This is a genomic window from Ensifer sp. VA4 (assembly GCF_055710065.1).
Genome location: NZ_JBVQPO010000013.1, coordinates 43,555 through 64,124 on the forward strand (window position 1 = coordinate 43,555; position 20,570 = coordinate 64,124).

A 20,570-nucleotide genomic window follows, 5' to 3' on the forward strand; every position below is an offset into this window, starting at 1 on the left:
TGGCCGTCCGCGTCGCAAACAGTAAAGCGGGCGCCACATTTCGCTGACACAGTCTAAAGGCCGGGCCCAAAGAGGCCACTCGCAGTGTGCGCAGGACTCGACGCCAGTCGATGTCGGGACGCAGCCGGCTCGATAAAAGACTTCCGGCCAAGAAGGGGAAACATATGGCATCCATCTGCAGTGTCTTGCCAGCTTTGCTCTGCAAGTTCCCTGCCATTGACGACAGCACGATCCGCCTGGCACGCAAGACCGTCGACGACGGTTTCAAGAGCTTCGTTCGATCCTACGGAAACGCCATCGATACGGTGGTGCAACCGCTTCAATGGTTCCTGAATTATCTCGAAAGCCTGTTCGTCGGTTCGCCCTGGATCGTGATCCTGGCCGCCATGGTCGCGATCGTCTATTTCGGCAGCCGCAACATGGCCGTCACCATCGGAACGGCGCTGTCGATGATCGTCATCGGCCTTGTCGGGCTTTGGAACGACACGATGATCACGCTGGCGATGGTCACGGTCTGCACGCTGATTTCGATCCTGATCGGCATTCCGATCGGCATCCTCATGGCGCGGTCGGACCGGGTGCAGGCCTTCGTCAATCCCATCCTCGACGTCATGCAGACGATGCCGAGCTTCGTCTATCTGATCCCCGTCGTCATGGTTTTCGGCATCGGCAAGGTGCCGGGCCTGATCGCCGTCGTCATCTACGCCGTGCCGCCGATGATCCGGCTGACCAATCTCGGCATTCGCCTCGTCGACAAGGAAGTGCTGGAAGCGGCCGACGCCTTCGGCTCGTCCGGCTGGCAGAAACTGAAGAACGTGCAGATGCCGCTGGCTCTGCCGACCATCATGGCCGGCATCAACCAGACCATCATGATGTCTCTGGCGATGGTTGTCGTCGCTTCGATGATCGGCGTCGGCGGCCTCGGCAAGAACGTGCTGCAGGCAATCGCCAACCAGTTCTTCACCGTCGGCTTCCTCAACGGTTTTGCCCTCGTCGGTATCGCCATCATTTTCGACCGTACCAGCCAGGCCTTCGGCAAGCGGCTGCAGAAGCACTCGGAGGTTATCCATGGCTAGTCATGCAATCGAGGTGAAGAACCTCTACAAGATCTTCGGCCCCCGCGGCGGCGACTTCGTCGACGCCGTCAAGAAAGGCATGGGCAAGGCCGAGCTCAACGAGAAGCACGGCCACGTGCTCGGCCTGCAGGACATCAACATCTACATGCCCGCCGGCGGCGTCATGGTGGTCATGGGTCTCTCGGGCTCCGGCAAGTCGACGCTGATTCGCCACATCAACCGGCTGATCGACCCGACCGCAGGCGAAGTGCTCTATGACGGCGTCGACGTCTGCAAGATGAACGACGCCGACCTCCGGCAATTTCGCCGCCACAAGACGGCGATGGTATTCCAGAAGTTCGCGCTGCTGCCGCACCGCACCGTGCTCGACAACACGGTCTATGGCCTGGAAATCCAGGGCATCGAGCGCAAGGAGAGCGAAAAGCGCGCCCGACGCTGGATCGAGCGCGTCGGTCTCAAGGGCTTCGAGAACCACTATCCGAACCAGCTTTCAGGCGGCATGCAGCAGCGCGTCGGCCTCGCCCGCGCACTCACCAACGATGCCGACATCCTGCTGATGGACGAAGCCTATTCGGCGCTCGATCCGCTGATTCGCGTCGACATGCAGACCGTGCTTCTCGACCTGCAGAAGGAGCTGAAGAAGACCGTGGTCTTCATCACCCACGACCTCGACGAGGCGCTGCGCCTCGGCGACAAGATTGCCATCCTGCGCGATGGCCGGGTGGTGCAGCAGGGCACCGGCCAGGAGATCGTGCTTTCGCCGGCCGACGACTACATCACCGCTTTCGTCAAGGAAGTGAACCGCGGCCGGGTGATCAATGTCGAGACGATCATGCGTCCGCTTTCCGGCAATGCCGACGGCGTGCCGCTTGCGGCCGGCACGGTGCTGGAAGCGGCGGCGCGGACGATGACCGCCGCCCGCGTCGCGAGCGCCCATGTCGTCGATAGCAATGGCCGCCCGATCGGTGCGCTCGACCTTTCCACGGTCATCGCCGCCATGGTCACGCCGGTGAGCCACGAGGATCGCGCAGCGGCGTGATGCGATAGCGCGGCTTGGAGCAGCAAACTGCCCCTCATCCGCCTGCCGGCACCTTCTCCCCGTCCCGACGGGGAGAAGGGACTCGCGGTGACGCCGCGTTTCAACTCAACACGCCCACCCATGACGGGACAGCCGCTTCTAATCGCTACAAAGGCAATGAGCGCGGCCGTTTCCTGCGTTCGCTCTATCACTGGCCTCTTGTCACTGGCGGTTCCCGTCGCCCTCGTCCCCTCGCCCCGCCTGCGGGGAGAGGGTTAGTCCTCGGGTTAAACCCGAGGAGAGGGGCAAGCTTTCAGCCGATTGGAAGCTGTCAGAGCCCGCAACACCCTCAGACGAAGCTTTCGTCAATTCGTCGTCATGGTGGCCGCCGCAACCGGTTCGACAGCGCTTGCGGCTTTTGCGGCCTCCTTCGGCGGCAGAAACTTGTCGAGCAGCGCGATCATGTCGTCGTCGCGCGATTGCGCCGTCTTGCCGCCCATGACGACGGCGACGAGGCGGGTGCCACCGCGCTTGGCCGAGGTGACGAGATTGTAGCCGGACGCGTCCGTATAGCCGGTCTTGATACCGTCGACGCCCTCGTAACGCTTCATCACGTTGTTATGGCCGCGCAGCTTCATGCCGCGAAATTCGATCGTCTTGTTGGCGAAGAGCTGGAACTCCTCGGGAAAGTCGCGCATCAGCGCCAGACCCAGCGTCGCCATGTCGCGCGCCGTCGTCACCTGGGCCGGGTCCGGCAGGCCGTTGGCATTCTTGAAGACCGTGCGGCTCATGCCGAGCGCCTTGGCCTTGCGGGTCATCATCTCGCCGAAGGCGGGCTCGTTCCCGGCAAGCGTCTCGCCGATGACGACCGCGGCATCATTGGCCGAAAGCACGACCATGCCCATGACCGCTTCGCGCACGGTGATCTGGCGCCCGGCGCCGACCGCCAGCTTGAACGGCTCCAGGCCGTTGGCATGTTCCGATACCGTCAGTTTCTGGTCCCACTTGAGCGTGCCGTTCTTCAGCGCCTCGAAGGCGAGATAGATCGTCATCATCTTCGTCAGCGACGCCGGAAAGTTCAGTTCGTCCGCATTGTCGGCCTCGAGGATCGAGCCGGTCTCGGCATTGACGACAAAATGCGCCTGTCCGGCGGCAGCAAAGGAAACGCTGCCAAGCAGCAGGCTCACGGAGACCGCGGCAGACGCGACCATACGGATAAGGGACTGCATATCGTGTTTTCTCGTTTCGACGCTATCGAACGACCTCGGGACGAAAATCGTGATCGAATTATGGAAGGCATGCCGCAGAACACGGCAACGGCCGCGTTTTCCACGGCCGAGACATTCCCGACCTCTTTACGGGCCCCACCCTTCTACGGGTATGAGACCCAGGCGGCAAGCACCTGCGGCAATCGGCGCGCAAATATCGGATCCTCAAGCTCCGGAGACCGAGACGCACACAGGCGTTTCACCGAGGTTTAACCTGATTGCGCCAAGGTGACGGCGCCCCCCTGCCCGACCAACCCCGACCGGCGGCGTCGAACAGGGAGCCGCATTCGACGATGCCGCCCGCGTTGCGGCATCTGAGCTTCACCCGTTTCGGCGCCGCCATGCACTCGAACTCAGCCACGGCAGACCATTCCACCACGCGCCAGCGGGTGCCGGCGGCCTTCGACGCCGGATTGGCGGAGCTCGTCCAGGGTCTTGCCGCGCTGCTCTCGGGCCTTGGCCTGTTCCTCATCGTCTTCACGCTGATCCCGTTCCAGGGCGCGGTCGAGACCGATCCGAACGCGGCCAACGAAGGCAACATCGTCAACCAGGTCGGCTACCTGGTGCTTGGCGCGGTCTATCTTTTCGCCATGCTGCTTACGGTCGACAGGCGGATATTGGCCCGTCTGGTCTCGCCAAGCTGGATCGCGATCTTCGCGGTCGCCTATCTTTCCTGCCTGCAATCCTATGATCCCGCCGCATCTGCCCGCGGCCTGACGCTGAGCCTCATCGCGATGATCATGGTGGCGGGCGTGCTGGTGTTGCCGCGCAGCGAACGGGATTTCGTCAATGCCGGCGCCAACGCCATTCTGCTTTTGATCCTGATCGACTATGCCGCACTCTTCGTGGCGCCGGATCGCGCCGTTCATTCGGCCTTCGGCGACGAACCCTGGCATGCGGGCTTCTGGCGCGGGCATCTGTTGCACAAGAACGTCTCGGCGCCGGTTTTCTCCGTCCTCTGCATGTTCGGTATCTATTGCCTGCGCGCGGGCGCGCCGCTGCGCGGTTGGGCAATCACCCTGCTCGCGGCCAATTTCGTGCTGCACACCGGGTCGAAGACGACGATCGGCTTCCTGCCGATCGCGATCGGCCTGGTCTTTGCCGGCCGCGCGGTGCGCAGCCCCGGCCTGATGATCCTCGCCCACCTCGCCATGTCGGCTCTGGTCTTCGGCCTGACCCTCGGCACCATCTATTCCGACACGCTGCTTTCGATCACCAAGGCGCTGATCGACGATGCGACCTTCACCGGCCGCGACGACATCTGGAAATTCGCCAGCACCAGCATCGCCGAGCGCCCCTGGCTCGGCCAGGGCTATGCAAGCTTCTGGCTGTCGCCGGTCATCATGGGCATGGAAGCGAATTTCGAGGCGAGCTGGGACGTGCGCGGCATCGTCACCGGACACAACAGCTATCTCGACGCGGTGCTGATGTTCGGCGTGCCGGGCGGCATCCTCATGACGGCGCTCCTCTTCATCAAGCCGCTTTTCGATTACATGCGCGCCTATCGCCGCCCGCAGGCGCGGATCTTCGCCGATTTCTGCGTCATGGTGGTCATCTTCATGACCTATAACGCCATGCTCGAAAGCTTCTTCCTCAACCGCGCCGACCCGATGTGGCTTTTGACGGCGCTCGCCGTCTTCGGGCTTGGCCTTGCCGGGCGCATGAGCATGCGCGCCGAAGCGGCAACCGCCCAACGCTGACCGCTTGCCAAGACATAAACATATCTTTATATCTTACTACTGTTCATTCTAGCCGGGAAAAACCGATGACCGCAGCATCCAATGTCCTCTCCGCCCTGCTTGCCGAAAAAGGCATTCTTCTCGCCGATGGCGCCACCGGCACCTCGCTCTTCGCCATGGGGCTCGAAGCCGGCGAAGCGCCGGAACTCTGGAACGAGACGAAGCCGGAGAACATCACCAAGCTGCACCAGGACTTCGTCGACGCCGGCGCCGACATCATCCTTACCAACACCTTCGGCGGCACCCGCCATCGCCTGAAACTGCACCAGGCGGACGACCGCGTGCATGCGCTGAACAAGCGCGCCGCCGAGATCGCCCGCGCCGTTGCCGACAAGGCACCGCGCAAGGTCATCACCGCCGGCTCCGTCGGCCCGACCGGCGAACTGCTGATCCCGCTTGGCGCGCTTTCCTATGAGGATGCCGTTGCCGCCTTCGTCGAGCAGATCGAGGGCCTGAAGGCCGGCGGTGCCGAAGTCGCCTGGATCGAGACCATGTCCTCGCCGGACGAAATCCGCGCCGCCGCGGAAGCAGCCGCCAAGGTCGGCCTCCCCTACGTCTACACCGGCTCCTTCGATACCGCCGGCAAGACGATGATGGGCCTGCATCCCAAGGATATCCACGGTGTCGCCAGCGATCTCGGCAACGGCCCGGTCGCCGTTGGCGCCAATTGCGGCGTCGGCGCTTCCGACATCCTTTCCTCGCTGCTCGACATGACCGAAGCCGCCCCCGAGGCGACCGTCATCGTCAAGGGCAATTGCGGCATTCCGGAATTCCGCGGTTCCGAGATCCACTATTCCGGCACGCCGCCGCTGATGGCCGAATATGTGCGCCTGGCGGCCGATGCCGGCGCCAGGATCATCGGCGGCTGCTGCGGCACCACCTGCGGTCACCTCGCCGCCATGCGCGTCGCACTCGACGAGCATGTGCGCCGCGAACGCCCGACGCTGGATCTGATCATCGAAAAGATCGGCCCCTTGCGCAACAAGACGGCCAATGAAGCCGCCGCTGCCCCGAGCCGCGAGCGCCGCAGCCGCCGCGCCTGACCTACAGCGCCGCGCGTCTTATCGGACGCGCGAAGGTCGCTGTAGCACTTAGAGCAATTCCAGGAAAAGTGTGAAACGGTTTTCCGTCCGGAATTGCGTAATTTCAAAAGGTTAGATTCTTTCACTGTTTCCATGAAACAGTGAAAGGATCTAGAATTGCTGCATGTTTTTGTCCTTTAATCGGCTACGATTAAAGGACACATGCAGTAGCAAGGCAGATCAACAAGCAAACGCCCCGGCATCGCATGATCCGGGGCGTTTGCTTTTGGGGGTCGGTGGAGAGCGCCCGGCGACGGCGCGTCGTCAGAGGCGGGCGCCCTCGAAAGCCGGCGGGCCGACCGGCCGGCGCCACGAAAAGACATCGCTCTCCGCGGCGGCGACGAAGGAACGGTAGAAGTCGAAGGCACGCCCCATCTGGCGAGACCCTTGCTCGGAGAAATGTCCGAAGTCCTCGAAGAGCGGCACGCCCTTGTCCTCGACCTTGCAGCTATCCGCATCGCAGAGATAGTTCATGAAACTGACGACCGGATACTCGTCGGCGATATCGGCGACGACCTTCAGCACGTCGCGGTCGTATTTGCGCACGTCCTTCAGCGCCGGTTCGCAGCGCCGATCCGGTTGGCCGAGCAGCCGTGCCCTGGCAATGCAGAGGCCCGTATCGCGCCCGTCATGCGGTGTCGGTGCCACGAAGACGGCTTCGAAGCCGTTGGCTTTCAGCCAGGCAAGCGTCTCTCGCAGGCCCTCGCTGAGGACGCTCGTTCCCGACGGCACCTCCTTGTGACCGTCGACGAGCACGGTTTCCTCCTGCAGATACTGGCTGAGCTGCGAGGAGAGAACGACGTAGCGGATCGAGCGGTTGGCGAGCAGGAAGCGGCGAACGTCGTCGTTGTAACGCACGCAATCCTGCGGCCAGTCGCGGCCGAGCCGGGGAACGACGGGCGCCAGATTGAGGAAGGGGCCGCAATTGTTCTTGGCAAGCTGCACCAGCCGCACGTCCGGCTTCGAGGCGATGACGCCGTCGACGAGGTGGCGGGCAAAGGAATCCCCCCAGACTGCGACCTCGGGCTTCGGGCTGGTGGCACATCTGAGATCGGCGACGGCATCGCATTTCTTGCCAAGGCCGACGCTCGGCCGCGTCAAGGCCGCCAACTCGCGGTTGCGGGCAACCAGTCCGTCCGAGCCATCGAAGCCGAAGCCGAGTGCGATCGCCGCCGACCCGGCGGCCAGCGTCGCGCCGAAGACGGCGGCGCGCCCGAAACGCTTGGGTTTGCGGAAGGGCTGCTCGACGAAGCGCCAGCTGAGATAGGCCAGCGCGAAGCACAACACGATCAGCAGCGCATAGCCTCCGGCCGGGATGCCATCGATCGCCCTCAGCCGCGCGAAGGCGAAGACCGGCTGGTGCCACAGATAAAGGCTGTAGCTGACGAGGCCGATCGCCACCAGCGGCTTCAGCGACAGCAACCGGCCGACGGCGGTATCGCCGCGGGCAAAGGCAAGGACGAGCGCCGTACCGAGCACCACGGGCACCGTCGTCCAGCCGGGAAAGAAGGCGGATTCCGGAACGAAGAGATAGCTCGCGACGATCGCCGCCAGGCCAAGCGCCGAAAGCATTTCGCGGCGCCCCCTTGCCAGATCGAGCCTCTCGGCGCTGACAAGCGCCAGACCCGCACCCACGCCGAGCTCCCAGAAGCGGCTGGGCAGGAGATAGAAATTCGCGGCCGGATCGGCGCGTGCCAGAAGCTGCGTCATGGCGAAACTCAAGACCACGAGAGCCAGCACGACCTTCAGGGCCGTTGCCGCAGACGCGCGGCGCAGGCCAAGCAGGAGCAGCGGAAAGACGACATAGAACTGCTCCTCGACCGCCAGAGACCAGGTGTGCAGCAGCGGCATCAGCTCGGTGCTCGGCGCGAAATAGCCCGTCTGACCCCAAAACAGGAAATTCGAGGCGAAGAAATTCACCGCATAGAGGCTCTTGCCGAAATTGTTGAGCTCCTCCGGCAGCATCCACATCAGCGCGAAGGGAATAGAGACCGCGCAAACCAGCAGCAACGCGGGCGCGATCCGGCGGGCTCGCCGCTCGTAGAAGCGGACGACGCTGAAGCTGCCGTCGCGGATTTCTCGGTGAATGATCGAGGTGATCAGAAAGCCGCTGATGACGAAGAAGACATCGACGCCGGCAAAACCGCCGGCCACAAGGCCGAAACCGGCGTGGAACAGGAGCACCGGCACGACGGCAAGCGCGCGCAGTCCATCGATTTCGGGTCTGTAGTGCATCAATAGGAAATACTCGGCGGCATGTGCCGCTCGTTAACACGGGCCCCACCATCAGAGCCACAGCAGCGCCGTGTATATCCACATTTGTGCGCTTTCTAGGGCACGGACGGCCGACGGAGCCCGCGGGCGTGCCGTCCGCCGCCGATCGGCAGCCTTGCGCTCCTACGCGGGCGCGCGGTGTTCATCGAGGAGATGCCGGCGCCAGGCATCGAGCCCGATCTCGATATCCTTGCGGCCGAAGCCGACACGGAAGCGATCGGTCGCGACCGGCAGGAGATCCGAAACGAAGAGGCTGGACGGCAGGAGCAGAACGCCCGATTCCTCCACCAGCCGCCGGCAATGGGTCTCGACGCCGTCGGCGCCGCGATAGCGGGCAAAACCGACGCAGCCGCCGTCCGGTGCCCGCCATTCATAGAGATCGGGATATTCGGCGAAGAAAGCCGAGAGCTTGTCCAGATTGGTGGCAACCAGCGCCCGGTTGCGGTCGAGGATCGTCGCGCGGGCCTTGAGCGCGATGGTCGCCAGCACTTCCGATGGGCGCGAATTGCAGATCGACAGGTAGTGCTTCATCTTTTCCATGCGCTCCAGCAATGCGTGATCGCGGCAGGCGATCCAGCCGATCCTGAGGCCCGGAAGCCCATAGGCCTTGGACATGACATTCAGCGAAATGCCGCGCTCGAAGAGTTCTGCCGCCTGCGGCAGGCGCAGCGACGGGTCGCGCTCCAGCCCACGATAGACCTCGTCGCTGAAGAGATGGATGCCGCGCTCGGCGCAGAGGCTCGCCAGCGCCCGGAACGTTTCCTGGTCGGCAATGGCGCCGGTCGGGTTGTTGGGGAAGTTGACGCAGATCAGCCGGGTGTTGGGCTTCAGCGCGGCGCGCACATCGGCGATATCGAGCCGCCAATTGTTTTCCGGCCGGAGCGGCACACCGGTGACGGCGCCGGCGATCGTTACCGGCAAAGTTTCCATCGACTGGTAGTTGGGTACCGTCACGATCGCGTGGTCATCCGGCCCGAGCAGCGCCAGCATGGCGCAATAGAGCCCCTCCTCGGCGCCGGCGAAGCAAAGGATGTCGGCGGCCGAAAGCCCCTCATAGGTGGCGGCGATCGCCGCCCGGAGCGCCGGCGCGCCATAGGTCTCGGTATAGCCGAGCGCGATGTTTTCCCAGGCGGCGCGATCCTCGTCGTCGGCAAGCGCCAGCAGTTCGCGCATGCTGATCGTCTGGCTGTCGCTCGCGGTCATGTGGTGGCGCGCATTGAACTCCCAGCGCGAAAAATGGGTTTCGAGCCGGAAATCGGGCAAGGTCGTCATGGAAGTCTCCTCCTCGGGCGCCGACGGCGCGCGAAACGGTTTGCGGATCATGCAATTACGGCGGGACGCGGAGCGCGTCTCCGTCCGGAATGCGCGCGTTTCATTCAGGGTGCCTCGCCGCGCGCCGCAGCGAGGTAATTGTAGATCGAGGCGCGCGAGGCGCCGATGAGGCTTGCAAGATGGTCGACGGCGTTGCGTGTCTGGAACAGTCCGCGCGCGTCGAGCGCCGCCACCAGCGCGACGCGATCGCCGCGCTTCAAGGCTGAGAGCGCCAGCCCCCTCTCCTTCAGCCAGCCATGCAGCGTCGCATTGATCTCCTCGCGCCAATCCCGCGCAAAGAGCGCCTGCGGCCTTGGCTGCTCGGCGCCGGCGAAAGCCGAAAGCAGCTTCACCGCCGTATCGATCATCGACATATCCAGATTGATGCAAAGCAGGCCGACCGCTTCGCCCGTCCCATCGCGCAGCACGGCGGAGATCGACTTGAAGCGCCGGCCATCGGCGCCGGTCTTTTCATAGGGGCCGAGCACGGCGTCAGCACTGCCGACCGCGGCGAACTCTTCCTCGATCAGCGAATCTTCGCCGACCGTGCGCCCGGAAAAGCAGTTCCAGATCCCCGCGATCGTACCGGTCTTCAGGTCATGCAGCACGACCTCTCCATGCGGATAGAGCAAGGCGCTGATCGCAGCCGCCGTCGGCGCATGCGTGGCGAGGATGGAGGCGAAGGCGGGTGCAACGGTCATGGGCCGCTTATTGCCGGATTTGGCTTTATTGTCAACATTGGACAAATTGTTCAATTGCAGCCCTTGCGCCACAGCTTGCGCACCGATGGCCGCTGGCCTATCCCCGATGGCAAAGAGATTCGTTCAGCGACCGTGTGCGCCCCACAGAACGCGCCGCGCGGTCGGAAACGCAGACGGGGTGACACTGACATGAACGCCGGCCCAGCTTCCTTTCCCGACCGCGACACCGTTGCCGAAAAGCTCCATGCATTCGGTGAAGCGGACCAGTCCTTCCTGCGCCTGCTGATGGAAAACCCGGAGCAGGACGAGCGGTTGATGGACGGCCTCTACCGTCACCTCGACCTCGCCTCCGAGGCTAGGTTCCTCAACTCGCTGAAGCTGGAAAGGCTCGGCCAGTGGCTGGGCAGCGAAGCGCCGGCGCGCCTGCAAATGCGCCTGACGGAAGCCGGCCGCTCCAGCCAGCACGCCGCCTACCAGGCCTTCAAGGCGGGTCTTTCTAAGTCCGGCGGATTGGAGCGCGCCTTTCCGAAGGCTTGATATAAGGCGCACGCTCGTTGCCGAATCAAATTGACTTGATGACGGAAAGGGTGGTTGCCCCTCACCTCGCGCAACCTGACAAATGCCCCTCACTGTCCTGCCGGACATCTCTCCCCGCATGCGGGGAGAGAACCGCTGGGCGCACCCTCCGCGCCCGACCTCGGCGTTCCATTGCCCGATCACAGTCTGGGCGAGACCGTCACCGCTTGGTTCCTTCTCCCCGTCATGACGGGGAGAAGGTGCCGGCAGGCGGATGAGGGGCTTCCCTCACCGCATGGATGAGGGGCTTCCCTCACCGCGTGGATGAGGGGCAGATCCGGCGCCCTCAATTCCTGGAACCGCCGAACCCCTTCGCCAGCCGCACAAGATTGACGAACTCGCCGCGATAGCCGAACGGATCGGCGCCCTTTGAAGCAGCGGCAAGGTCGATGATCGAGTCGTAGGAATAGTCGGCCAGGGCCGTCACGCCCGAGAGCTTCTGCCCAAAGGCCGCAACCGCGACGGAGAAGCGGACGTCGGTGGGCGCCTCGGCGAGCGACGGCACCGCATTGGCCTCGGTCACCGGCGTGGTGATCAACTCGCTCCTGTCGCCGTCCGGCTTCTTGTAGCGGATCTTCAGGAAGGCGAGCTCGCCGCTGTTCGGGCTTGCTTCTGCCCCCGGCTTCTCGGCCGTCGCATAGCGCAGGTCGTCGTTCAGCACCGCCGGGCTGCCCTTCGGCGTCACCTCGTAGATCGCCGTCACGCTGTGGCCGGAGCCGATGTCGCCGGCATCCACCTTGTCGTTGTTGAAGTCTTCACGCTTCAAGGCGCGGGTCTCGTAGCCGATCAGGCGGTATTCGGCGATCGCCGCCGGGTTGAACTCCACCTGCAGCTTGACATCCTTGGCGATCGCAAAGAGCGACGAGCCCGCCTCCTCCACCAGCGTCTTCTGCGCCTCGGCAAGCGTATCGATATAGGCGGCGGTGCCATTGCCGTTCTGGGCGATCGTCTGCATCAGCGCGTCGTTGTAATTGCCACGGCCGAAGCCGAGCACCGAAAGGAAGATGCCGCTCCTGCGCTTCTCCTCGATCAGCCGCTTCAGGTCCTCGTCGCTCGACGGGCCGACGTTGAAGTCGCCATCGGTCGCCAGCATGACGCGGTTGACCCCGCCCTTGACGAAAGCCTTCTCGGCGAGCGCGTAGGCGGCATCGATGCCCTCGGCACCGGCGGTCGAGCCGCCGGGCTGCAAGGTATCGATGGCCGCAAGGATCTTCGCCTTGTCCTTGACCGTGGTCGGCTCCAGCACCGTTCCGGCATTACCGGCATAGGTGACGATCGAGACCGTATCCTCGGGCCTCAGCTTCTCGACCAACAGCCGGAAGGCGCCCTTTAACAGCAGCAGCTTGTCCGGCTCGTCCATGGAGCCGGAAACGTCGATCAGGAAGACGAGGTTTGCCTTCGGCGCCTCCGCCGGCACGACGTCATAACCCTTGATCGCCACGTGCATCAGCCGCGTGCCGCCGTTCCACGGCGTCGGCGTTACTGTCACCGTCGCCTTGAAGGGTTTGGCAGCGGTTGCCGACCGCGGCCAGTCATAGGGGAAGTAGTTGACCATCTCCTCGACGCGCACGGCGTCGGGCTCCGGCATCTGTCCTTCCATCAGCGAGCGGCGCACGAAGGCATAGGATGCCGTGTCGACGTCGATCGAGAAGGTCGAGACCGGATCGGTGGCAACGCTTTTCACCGGATTGCTCTCGGCCTTGCCGAAGCGCTCGCGGTTTTCCTCAGGTGCGGCGAGCATTTCGTCCCGAGCGACCGGCGCCGACAGAAAGGTCATCTGCGGCTGCACGGCACCGACGGCAGAGAGCGGGGCGGCGCTGTCGCTCGCCATACGGTTGGCGAGCGCGTCGGCTTCCGCGGACGCTGCTGCCTGGCTCTCGGCTTGTACGGCGGCCGGCGCCTCCACGGTTTTCACTTCCTGTTGGCGCGCGAGTTCGGCGGCCGCTTTCTTCGCAGCCGCCTGCGGTTCCGCCTCCTGCTTCGGCTTTTCCTTCAGCGCAATCTCCTGCACGCTCTCGCCGAGGGGTGCACCGTTGCGCGTCAGTTCGAGCGTCAGAAAGGCGGCGGCGGGCACGACCAAGAGGGTTGCCAGTGCCGATCCGGCAAGCAGTTTCCGGTTCATGATGGGGCTCCATATCCGGTTGAAGATGGAGCTTTGACGAACCGGCGGGGCCGATCCTTGGGTTGCGGTTGCATTTTCTTGCTGCTCGTCGAAGGCCTGCATGGCGGCGGCGAGCGCGCGGGCGCGCGCCTGGCGAGAAGCCTTCGGCGGGTTGAGCCCGCCAAGCTTTTCGAAATCGTCGCTCATGGTCACACTGCCTCCTTGCCAAGCACTGTCTTGAGGCGCTTGCGCGCCTCGTGCACATGCCAGGATATGGTTGCCTCCGAACAGCCGAGCACGTCGGCAGCAGCCGCATGGCTCAGCCCCTCAGCATAGACGAGCAGCACCGCGTCGCACTGCTTTTCCGGCAGTTCGCGCACTGCCGCCCAGAGCGCCTCGCGCTGCTCCTCGTCGGGATCCTGGGGCTGCGCGATCGCCGCCTGCTCGCTGGCATAGGCTTGCAGCCGCCGGTCGTCGCGCGCCTGCCGTCGCCTGTGGTCGCGCGCGGCATTCAGCGTCAGCGTATAGAGCCAGGTACGAAACCGGCTGCTGCCGCGAAAGCCGCGGATCGCGCTGCCGAGACGCAGGCACACCTCCTGGGCGATATCCTCCGCATCCGAGACATTGCCGGACCAGCGCCAGGCGACCGCATGGACAAAATCATAGTGCCGCTCGACGAGCTGGCCAAAGGCCTGCCGATCTCCATTCACCGCCTTCTCGACGAGTTCAGCGTCCAAATCCGTGCCCGCCCTCACCTCATTTGAACCTTAGACGTTGCAGGCAAACCATTCCTTGGGTGGAACGAAGATTTTTTTATCGGGATCAGGAAAGTGCCTGCGGTTTTCCGGCCGCATCCCGCGTCCAAGGAAAATCAGCGTGGAAATTTCCCGACGACGGCGATCATCGGCCCCAGCGGAAAGAGCCGATCATGGCGGTTGATCTCGGGCGCATAGACGCTGGAAATCGTGCCGTCGAGAAACAGCGCATTGGGGCAATCCAATGTGTCACGAAAGAGCGTCGCGAAATCGTGGAACCGCACCGGGCGTTTCGACACAACGAAGACCACCTCTCCCTTGGCCGTCACGCCGACGCCGTTGCGGGTCTTGAAGCTGGTGCTATCGGGCAGGAAACGCGGATGCAGCTTGCCGTCGATCACCAGCATCGGCCCGGATTGGGTGGCGAAGCGTGGGGCAATCCCGGCGTCGCGATAGGCATCCGCCGCCATCACCCCCGCCTTGCCGTCACCGACATAGAAGACCCCGTTCGGCAGCAGGTGGAAATTGCCCCAGCCGGTATTGGTGTTGAGCGGCGCCTGCTCGCGCCCCTCCTCGATGTGCAGGCCGACCGGCGACAGATCCTCGTGAAACATGCCGCCATTCATCGCAAAGGCCATGTATTCGTCACGGTGGCGCAATTCGAGCGATAGCGCCCGGAAGGAGCGGAAGGGAACGCCGGCCTGGTCCTTGTTGTAAAGGCGGATATCGCTTGCCGCCGGATCGAAGCTGCAGGCGACATAGTCCTGGCCGAGATGGCTGACGTCGCGGCAGGCGCCGAGCGCGGGCCCGGCAAGACCGGCGGAGAGAACGGCGCCGACGAGAAAAGGTTTGGGAAAAAGCGGCATGGCAAAAGGTCCAATCGAATCAGCCGTCAAGCATGCCCGAGATTGCGGCGGTTCTGGCGCAGGACCGGAAACGATATACGGCGACCGCCACCATCGCTGCCTTCAGAAGAGATATTCACAAAAGGGCCACAGACAAGTCAAAGATTATCTTGACCCACATTAATAACATTCCGGCATGCGCCATAAAGAACGCTGAATTTTCTTTCGTTTAAATTGGCGATAGCCTCATACTTGACCATATCATATTCTGAATCAGCTTCCAGACGTGCCTTCGGATTGCGTTCGATGATCACCCACGCCGCCCGTTCGACAAAATCTTCGACTGAATTCACCTTCGCCCGCGCAGCAAATGAGGGAAAGGAAAGTAGTTCTTGAGCGGCACCTCCCTTGATCTCCTCCTCGCTCATTTGCATGTCACAATTGTCTATTGCGAACTGACTCGTGCGCTCAAGCCAAAGAAGGAAGGTCGCGAATGCTATACACACAACAACAGTAACCGCTGTCCTCCGGTTTACTTGCAAACTTCGGTCCTTTCGCTTTCCTATAGAAACTACCGTCAGCGCTCAGATCAGAAACGATTGATGCGAGTTGACTAAGGTAATCACCGTCCGCCGTCAGCCGCCCGCGAGCAGCCCCATGGCCATGACGAGGCCGAAGCATCCGGCGGCGGCGGCAATCCCGAAGATGACGCACAGGCAGGCAAGCCCGCCGACGCCCATCAGCACGTAGGAGCCGGGATCGCGGTTGAGCACGTCCTGCGACAGAGAGAGCAAGAGCCGCTTTTCCCTGAGCGTCGTCGCAAGCTTGAACGCATGACGCTTCGCCTCCTTCTGCACCTCGCTGAAATTGTTGCCAATCGCCAGGAAGGTGAAGAACAGGCCAAGGGCGCTGACGGTCAACGCGAACTTCCGGAGCAAATTGATCGCATCGGGAAGGAGATCGCTTGCCAGCACCGAACGGTCCACCAGCGCGTCGAAGCCCGCGATGCAGGCGGCGATGACGGCCGCGTGGCCGGCGCCGATCGCCAGCAGGCGCTTGAACGCTTCCTCCAGGATCTGGCTGTTTGCGGCGTGGATACTGTCGAGACGGGAGATCTGCGCTTCCACTTCCTCGCGCGAGAGGTGCGGAGGATAGTTGCTCACGGATACGACTGGGCTGCCTCTCATACGATGGACTCCAACGCCACGCCGTCCAGATCGGTGTAAATTCGATAATATTATCTTTCCAGGACATCTCCAATTTTAGTCATTTTGGAGATTTCCACCATCTTTGCGGGCAAAGACGGCAATGCGGTCGCGTCTCATGCGTGAAATCGAGACGCAGGCTAGGTCCTTTCACTGTTTCATGGAAACAGTGAAAGGATCTAGCCTTTTGAAATTACGCAATTCCGGACGGAAAACCGTTTCACACTTTTCCTGGAATTGCTCTGAAAACCGCACATGGTTTCCGCTCAAAGCTCGAGCGCCGCCATATGGAAACGGAGCTGCTCCAAGGGATAGCGATAGGCGTCCCCAACAGGACAGGCATCACGCGAGAGACAGCCTGTCGCGAGGCAGCCCGCCCTGCCCGCTTCGTTGCGCAGATGGCCGCGACAGAGGCCGACATCGAAGCGCTCATCGGCAAGCGCGTTTGCCGGACAGGCCGAGATGCAGGGCTTCTCGAGGCAGCGATCGCAAGGGTGCGCCTCCATGCGCTCGCCCGTGTCGCTCAGTGCCATTTCGAGCCCGAGCGCGCCGCGATAGCCGTGCCAGAGCCCGTAGCGCGGATGGATGAGGATGCCGAGCGGCGACGCCTTCAGGCCCTCGGCCCGCATCGCCCATTGCTGGAACGGCTGCCAGGGCGGATCCGACGGGAAATAGGCGCTCGCCCCGCACGCTTCGGCAATCGGCCCGATCACCGCCTTCGACCAGGTATCGAGCGGATCGGCACCGCCGCGATCCGGCAGGCTGTCCCGCCAGGCGCTGAAGGCGGGCCAGAGCGAGCCGCCGATATTGCCAATGAGCACTACACTTGCCGCCCGCCGCCCATCGGAAAGCAGCGGCGCTGCCTCTGCGGAAGAGAAGTTCACCGCTCCACGCACAAAAAGTCCGTGCGGCGCCAGCGCCGCACGGACCATCTCGATAAGCTTGTCCGCTGTCGCGGAAGGCGCCGTCATTTCGGTTTCGGCCCCTGGTGTTCGTAGTGCGGGCGCCAGACCTCCTTCTGGATCATGTCAGCCACCTGCGCCGCTCCGCCTTGCTCCCTGGCGCGCTCGGGAGCCTTTCAGGTGAAGGCGTCCGGCATCGAGTCCTTGCGGCTCGCGATATAGGCCTTGAGCTTTTCGTCGATCTCCGGATCGAGGTAAGGCGCCTCGTAATGTTCTAGCCAGGTGCGGGCGAGCGCATTGGCGCGCTGCTCGATGCGCTTTTCGCCTTCCACTTCCCACTGTTCGAAGGAGTTGTTGTCGGCAAGCGGCGAACGGTAGAAGGCGGTCTGGAAGTTTGCCTGGGTATGGGCGCAGCCGAGATAGTGGCTGCCCGGGCCCACTTCGCGGATCGCGTCGAGCGCCTGGGCGTTTTCCGAGAGATCCACGCCTTCGGCCATCTTCTGCATCATGCCGAGCTGGTCCTGGTCGATCATGAACTTCTCGTAGGACGAGACGAGACCGCCTTCGAGCCAGCCGGCCGCATGCAGCACGAAATTGGTGCCGGCAAGCAGCGTCATGTTCAGCGTATTGGCCGATTCGTGCGCTGCCTGCGCATCCGGAACCTTGGAGCCGCAGAGCGAGCCGCCGGTACGGAAGGGAAGCTTCAGGCGACGGGCGAGCTGGGCCGCGCCGTAGGAGACGAGCGACGGCTCCGGCGTGCCGAAGGTCGGCGCACCCGACTGCATCGAGATCGAGGCGGCAAAAGTGCCGAAGAGCACCGGCGCACCCTTGCGGATGAGCTGGGTGAACGAGGCGCCGGCGAGAACTTCGGCGAGGATCTGCGTCAGCGTGCCGGCAACCGTCACCGGGCTCATGGCGCCGGAGAGGATGAAGGGCGAAAGCACGCAGGCCTGGTTGTGGCGGGCATAGACCTTCAGCGCCCCCACCATGGTCTCGTCGAAGACCATCGGCGAGTTGGCGTTGATGAGGTTCAGCGTGACGCAGTTGTTTTCAACGAAGTCGTCGCCGAAGACGATCTTTGCCATGGCGATCGTGTCTTCCGCCCGCTCCGGCGCCGTCACCGAGCCCATGAAGGGTTTGTCGGAATATTTGATATGGCTGTAGACCATATCGAGGTGGCGCTTGTTCACCGGGATATCGACCGGCTCGCAGACCGTGCCGCCGGACGAATGCACCGACGGCGCCATATAGGCGAGCTTCACGAAATTGCGGAAATCCTCGATCGTCGCATAGCGCCTGACACCATCGAGGTCGCGCACGAAGGGTGGGCCGTAGACCGGCGCGAAGATCGTCGCCTTGCCGCCGACCTGGGCGCTGCGTTCAGGGTTGCGGGCGTGCCAGGTGAATTCCGAGGGCGCGGTCTTCAACAGTTCGCGGCAGAGCCCCTTGGGGAAATGAACGCGCTGGCCGCGCACATCGGCGCCGGCTTCTTTCCACAGTTCGAGCGCCTCGGCGTCGTCGCGGAACTCGATACCGATTTCCTCCAGGATCGTGTCGGCATTGCGCTCGATGAGCTGCAGGCCTTCCTCGTCGAGGACCTCGTATTCGCGAATCTTGCGCTGGATATAGGGCAGAGACGGCCCCGGACCGCCGCCGGTGCGCGACGCACGCCGCGCTGCCGCTCCCCGTCCCTCGCCACGCGCGCGGCGGCCGCCGCCTTCACCCGCGCCCTGATCTGTTACGTCGCTCATTCGCTTTTCCTCTCCCGCGCATCACTTCTTGCGCCTTCAAGCATGGATTGGCCCTAATGCTACCAAGCATCGGGGTCCTTGCGGGTCTCAATGCGCCAAGGAGTGGCGCAACTCGAACACTACCGAGAAGCGATCCCACGACGCCAAAAACCGCGTGGCGCGAATATATTGTTTTTGTTAAGAATATGCAGGCGTCAAAAGAAGCTGCTCTCCCGTCGCTTTTTGTCATATGCGACGTCGCTTTCGAAAACAGATTTTTAGAAATCGAACGCTATGGATTGGTGGACGCGCCCGAAATTTTCGCGCGGCCGTGCCAGGAACCGAGGAACCCCAATATGGCAGACGATGAAATCATTCTCGAGGACCTTTCCGACGAAGAACTCGTGCAGCAGATGCATGACGACCTCTATGACGGTCTGAAGGAGGAAATCGAGGACGGGACCCGCATCCTGCTCGAACGCGGCTGGACGCCTTATGACGTCCTGACCCAGGCACTGGTCGAAGGCATGCGCATCGTCGGTATCGACTTCCGCGACGGCATCCTGTTCGTGCCCGAAGTGCTGCTGTCGGCCAACGCGATGAAGGCCGGCATGACGATCCTGCGGCCGCTTCTCGCCGAAACCGGCGCGCCGAAGCTCGGCAAGATGGTGATCGGCACCGTCAAGGGCGACATTCACGACATTGGCAAGAACCTCGTCGGCATGATGATGGAAGGCGCCGGCTTCGATGTCGTCGACCTCGGCATCAACAACCCGGTCGAGAACTACCTCGAAGCGATCGAGCGCGAGCAGCCGGATATTCTCGGCATGTCGGCGCTGCTGACCACCACCATGCCCTATATGAAGGTCGTGATCGACACGATGAAGGAAAAGGGCATGCGCGACGACTACGTCGTTCTCGTCGGCGGCGCGCCGCTGAACGAGGAATTCGGCAAGGCCGTCGGCGCCGACGCCTATTGCCGCGACGCGGCGATCGCCGTCGAAACCGCCAAGGACTTCATGAAGCGCAAGCACAACCGCCTGGCGGCCAGCTGAGCTTCGGGCGATCCGAAATGAAAAAGCCGGCCGCAGAAGTGAAATCTGCGGCCGGCTTTCTTATATGTAATGACGCGTCGACGGCGCGCCGTCAGGTGACGGGCACCCTTTAGTTGGCGGCCTTCGCCACGCTGCGGCCGGCGTCCTGCGTCGCGTTGACCACATTTGCGGTGTCCCTGCCGATGCCGCGGATGGTGTTGCCGCAAGCGCTCAGCGTTGCCATGGCAACGAGAACGGCGCCGACGATGGCGAGATTTTTTACTTTCATGGTCAGGTTCCTTCCCGCATAGCCAAGTGGAATCAAGATGGAAAAAATATCGCGTCCGATAGAACCCGCACAACCGAAAAAAGTTCACGTGATCGGTTGTGGCGCCATCGCGCGCGAAATCCTGGCGATCTGCGAGGCGAACGGTCTTTCTCATATCGATCTCAACTGTCTGCCGGCCATCTGGCACAACACGCCGGAAAAGATCACGCCGGGCATTCGTGAGGCGATCGCCAAGGCGCGCGCCGAAGGCTTCGAGCGCATTTTCATCGCCTACGCCGATTGCGGCACCGGCGGCCATCTCGACCGGTTATGCGAGGAGGAAAAGGTCGAGCGCATCCCCGGCCCGCACTGCTATTCCTTCTTCGTCGGCAACGAGGATTTCGCCCGCCGCTGGGATGACGACATCACCGCCTTCTTCCTGACCGACTTCCTCGCCCGCCAATTCGAGGCCTTCGTCATCGAACCACTCGGCCTCAACCGCCATCCGGAGCTGAGGGACATGTATTTCGGCCATTACCGCAAGCTGGTCTATCTCTCGCAGCAGGAGGATCCGGCCCTGCAGGAAAAGGCGAAGAAGGCCGCCGATTATCTGGGGCTCGAATACGAGTACCGCTTCACCGGCTATGGGGATCTCGCGACGTCACTTCTGAGGGCGTGAGGCGAA

19 protein-coding genes are annotated in these 20,570 nt (G+C 63.0%); 7 read left to right on the forward strand and 12 right to left on the reverse strand.

Going from position 1 to position 20,570, the window contains the following annotated elements; translation table 11 throughout:
• The first annotated feature begins 164 nt into the window (after window positions 1–164).
• On the forward strand, window positions 165–1,076 hold the full coding sequence (locus AC0C6X_RS22440) for an ABC transporter permease (RefSeq protein ID WP_173516822.1): 912 nt from the start codon (window positions 165–167) through the stop codon (window positions 1,074–1,076).
• Entirely contained in the window at window positions 1,069–2,115 is a 1,047-nt protein-coding gene (locus AC0C6X_RS22445; protein ID WP_173516823.1) for a quaternary amine ABC transporter ATP-binding protein, read from the forward strand. Before AC0C6X_RS22440 ends, AC0C6X_RS22445 begins: the two co-directional genes overlap by 8 nt.
• A gap of 344 nt (window positions 2,116–2,459) precedes the next feature.
• On the opposite strand, the gene AC0C6X_RS22450 is transcribed toward AC0C6X_RS22445, so the two are convergent.
• Complete coding sequence (locus tag AC0C6X_RS22450) at window positions 2,460–3,323, reverse strand: D-alanyl-D-alanine carboxypeptidase family protein (protein ID WP_173516824.1); 864 nt, start codon at window positions 3,321–3,323, stop codon at window positions 2,460–2,462.
• A 332-nt stretch (window positions 3,324–3,655) separates the two neighbouring features.
• Here AC0C6X_RS22450 and AC0C6X_RS22455 point away from each other — a divergent pair, with 332 nt between their 5' ends.
• Window positions 3,656–5,062 carry an O-antigen ligase family protein gene (locus tag AC0C6X_RS22455; RefSeq protein WP_173516825.1) on the forward strand — a complete coding sequence of 469 codons (1,407 nt, stop codon included), beginning with the start codon at window positions 3,656–3,658 and terminating at the stop codon, window positions 5,060–5,062.
• Between the two features lie 65 nt (window positions 5,063–5,127).
• A complete protein-coding gene (bmt, locus tag AC0C6X_RS22460) occupies window positions 5,128–6,144 on the forward strand; it encodes a betaine--homocysteine S-methyltransferase (RefSeq protein ID WP_472955231.1) in 1,017 nt (338 codons plus the stop codon).
• Window positions 6,145–6,447: 303 nt separating this feature from the next.
• Here bmt and AC0C6X_RS22465 read toward each other — a convergent pair whose 3' ends face one another.
• The 3 genes from AC0C6X_RS22465 to AC0C6X_RS22475 all read right to left on the reverse strand — a co-directional run bounded on the left by AC0C6X_RS22465 (window position 6,448) and on the right by AC0C6X_RS22475 (window position 10,469).
• Complete coding sequence (locus tag AC0C6X_RS22465) at window positions 6,448–8,418, reverse strand: acyltransferase family protein (RefSeq protein WP_472955233.1); 1,971 nt, start codon at window positions 8,416–8,418, stop codon at window positions 6,448–6,450.
• A gap of 162 nt (window positions 8,419–8,580) precedes the next feature.
• Complete coding sequence (locus AC0C6X_RS22470) at window positions 8,581–9,729, reverse strand: aminotransferase class I/II-fold pyridoxal phosphate-dependent enzyme (RefSeq protein ID WP_472955235.1); 1,149 nt, start codon at window positions 9,727–9,729, stop codon at window positions 8,581–8,583.
• Between the two features lie 104 nt (window positions 9,730–9,833).
• Window positions 9,834–10,469: a helix-turn-helix transcriptional regulator gene (locus tag AC0C6X_RS22475; RefSeq protein ID WP_472955236.1), complete on the reverse strand. Its 636-nt coding sequence runs from the start codon at window positions 10,467–10,469 to the stop codon at window positions 9,834–9,836.
• 189 nt (window positions 10,470–10,658) lie between these two features.
• On the opposite strand from AC0C6X_RS22475, the gene AC0C6X_RS22480 reads away from it, so the two are divergent.
• Window positions 10,659–11,006 (forward strand): hypothetical protein, encoded by a 348-nt coding sequence (locus AC0C6X_RS22480; RefSeq protein ID WP_173516830.1) that lies wholly within the window; start codon window positions 10,659–10,661, stop codon window positions 11,004–11,006.
• 325 nt (window positions 11,007–11,331) lie between these two features.
• Here AC0C6X_RS22480 and AC0C6X_RS22485 read toward each other — a convergent pair whose 3' ends face one another.
• From AC0C6X_RS22485 to AC0C6X_RS22515, 7 genes are all read right to left on the reverse strand, one after another.
• Complete coding sequence (locus AC0C6X_RS22485) at window positions 11,332–13,353, reverse strand: vWA domain-containing protein (RefSeq protein WP_472955237.1); 2,022 nt, start codon at window positions 13,351–13,353, stop codon at window positions 11,332–11,334.
• 2 nt (window positions 13,354–13,355) lie between these two features.
• A complete protein-coding gene (locus AC0C6X_RS22490) occupies window positions 13,356–13,883 on the reverse strand; it encodes an RNA polymerase sigma factor (protein WP_472955239.1) in 528 nt (175 codons plus the stop codon).
• 134 nt (window positions 13,884–14,017) lie between these two features.
• Window positions 14,018–14,767, reverse strand: a complete 750-nt coding sequence (locus AC0C6X_RS22495; RefSeq protein ID WP_472955240.1) for a phosphodiester glycosidase family protein — start codon at window positions 14,765–14,767, stop codon at window positions 14,018–14,020.
• 137 nt (window positions 14,768–14,904) lie between these two features.
• Window positions 14,905–15,174, reverse strand: a complete 270-nt coding sequence (locus AC0C6X_RS22500) for a hypothetical protein (protein ID WP_472955242.1) — start codon at window positions 15,172–15,174, stop codon at window positions 14,905–14,907.
• A 207-nt stretch (window positions 15,175–15,381) separates the two neighbouring features.
• Window positions 15,382–15,933, reverse strand: coding sequence for a hypothetical protein (locus AC0C6X_RS22505; protein WP_472955244.1), 552 nt, complete (start codon window positions 15,931–15,933; stop codon window positions 15,382–15,384).
• Window positions 15,934–16,217: 284 nt separating this feature from the next.
• On the reverse strand, window positions 16,218–16,922 hold the full coding sequence (locus AC0C6X_RS22510) for a ferredoxin (RefSeq protein WP_472955247.1): 705 nt from the start codon (window positions 16,920–16,922) through the stop codon (window positions 16,218–16,220).
• Window positions 16,923–17,029: 107 nt separating this feature from the next.
• Window positions 17,030–18,604: a trimethylamine methyltransferase family protein gene (locus tag AC0C6X_RS22515; protein ID WP_173516836.1), complete on the reverse strand. Its 1,575-nt coding sequence runs from the start codon at window positions 18,602–18,604 to the stop codon at window positions 17,030–17,032.
• A 335-nt stretch (window positions 18,605–18,939) separates the two neighbouring features.
• On the opposite strand from AC0C6X_RS22515, the gene AC0C6X_RS22520 reads away from it, so the two are divergent.
• Window positions 18,940–19,638 (forward strand): corrinoid protein, encoded by a 699-nt coding sequence (locus tag AC0C6X_RS22520; protein WP_173516837.1) that lies wholly within the window; start codon window positions 18,940–18,942, stop codon window positions 19,636–19,638.
• Between the two features lie 109 nt (window positions 19,639–19,747).
• On the opposite strand, the gene AC0C6X_RS22525 is transcribed toward AC0C6X_RS22520, so the two are convergent.
• Window positions 19,748–19,861: an entericidin domain-containing protein gene (locus tag AC0C6X_RS22525; protein WP_246304415.1), complete on the reverse strand. Its 114-nt coding sequence runs from the start codon at window positions 19,859–19,861 to the stop codon at window positions 19,748–19,750.
• Between the two features lie 82 nt (window positions 19,862–19,943).
• On the opposite strand from AC0C6X_RS22525, the gene AC0C6X_RS22530 reads away from it, so the two are divergent.
• The gene (locus AC0C6X_RS22530; protein WP_472955250.1) at window positions 19,944–20,564 is read left to right on the forward strand and encodes a DUF1638 domain-containing protein; all 621 of its coding nucleotides are present in this window, start codon (window positions 19,944–19,946) and stop codon (window positions 20,562–20,564) included.
• Window positions 20,565–20,570 lie beyond the last annotated feature (6 nt).

What these genes read in the sequence shown, in the direction of transcription:
- AC0C6X_RS22505 (WP_472955244.1), bottom strand. Translation starts at nt 15,933, where the DNA reads ATGAGAGGCAGCCCAGTCGTATCCGTGAGCAACTATCCTCCGCACCTC.
- AC0C6X_RS22530 (WP_472955250.1), top strand. Translation starts at nt 19,944, where the DNA reads ATGGAAAAAATATCGCGTCCGATAGAACCCGCACAACCGAAAAAAGTT.
- AC0C6X_RS22455 (WP_173516825.1), top strand. Translation starts at nt 3,656, where the DNA reads ATGCCGCCCGCGTTGCGGCATCTGAGCTTCACCCGTTTCGGCGCCGCC.
- AC0C6X_RS22475 (WP_472955236.1), bottom strand. Translation starts at nt 10,469, where the DNA reads ATGACCGTTGCACCCGCCTTCGCCTCCATCCTCGCCACGCATGCGCCG.
- AC0C6X_RS22450 (WP_173516824.1), bottom strand. Translation starts at nt 3,323, where the DNA reads ATGCAGTCCCTTATCCGTATGGTCGCGTCTGCCGCGGTCTCCGTGAGC.
- AC0C6X_RS22520 (WP_173516837.1), top strand. Translation starts at nt 18,940, where the DNA reads ATGGCAGACGATGAAATCATTCTCGAGGACCTTTCCGACGAAGAACTC.
- AC0C6X_RS22525 (WP_246304415.1), bottom strand. Translation starts at nt 19,861, where the DNA reads ATGGCAACGCTGAGCGCTTGCGGCAACACCATCCGCGGCATCGGCAGG.
- AC0C6X_RS22500 (WP_472955242.1), bottom strand. Translation starts at nt 15,174, where the DNA reads ATGAGCGAGGAGGAGATCAAGGGAGGTGCCGCTCAAGAACTACTTTCC.
- AC0C6X_RS22515 (WP_173516836.1), bottom strand. Translation starts at nt 18,604, where the DNA reads ATGAGCGACGTAACAGATCAGGGCGCGGGTGAAGGCGGCGGCCGCCGC.
- AC0C6X_RS22465 (WP_472955233.1), bottom strand. Translation starts at nt 8,418, where the DNA reads ATGCACTACAGACCCGAAATCGATGGACTGCGCGCGCTTGCCGTCGTG.
- AC0C6X_RS22440 (WP_173516822.1), top strand. Translation starts at nt 165, where the DNA reads ATGGCATCCATCTGCAGTGTCTTGCCAGCTTTGCTCTGCAAGTTCCCT.
- AC0C6X_RS22495 (WP_472955240.1), bottom strand. Translation starts at nt 14,767, where the DNA reads ATGCCGCTTTTTCCCAAACCTTTTCTCGTCGGCGCCGTTCTCTCCGCC.
- AC0C6X_RS22470 (WP_472955235.1), bottom strand. Translation starts at nt 9,729, where the DNA reads ATGACGACCTTGCCCGATTTCCGGCTCGAAACCCATTTTTCGCGCTGG.
- AC0C6X_RS22485 (WP_472955237.1), bottom strand. Translation starts at nt 13,353, where the DNA reads ATGAGCGACGATTTCGAAAAGCTTGGCGGGCTCAACCCGCCGAAGGCT.
- AC0C6X_RS22510 (WP_472955247.1), bottom strand. Translation starts at nt 16,922, where the DNA reads ATGACGGCGCCTTCCGCGACAGCGGACAAGCTTATCGAGATGGTCCGT.
- AC0C6X_RS22445 (WP_173516823.1), top strand. Translation starts at nt 1,069, where the DNA reads ATGGCTAGTCATGCAATCGAGGTGAAGAACCTCTACAAGATCTTCGGC.
- bmt (WP_472955231.1), top strand. Translation starts at nt 5,128, where the DNA reads ATGACCGCAGCATCCAATGTCCTCTCCGCCCTGCTTGCCGAAAAAGGC.
- AC0C6X_RS22480 (WP_173516830.1), top strand. Translation starts at nt 10,659, where the DNA reads ATGAACGCCGGCCCAGCTTCCTTTCCCGACCGCGACACCGTTGCCGAA.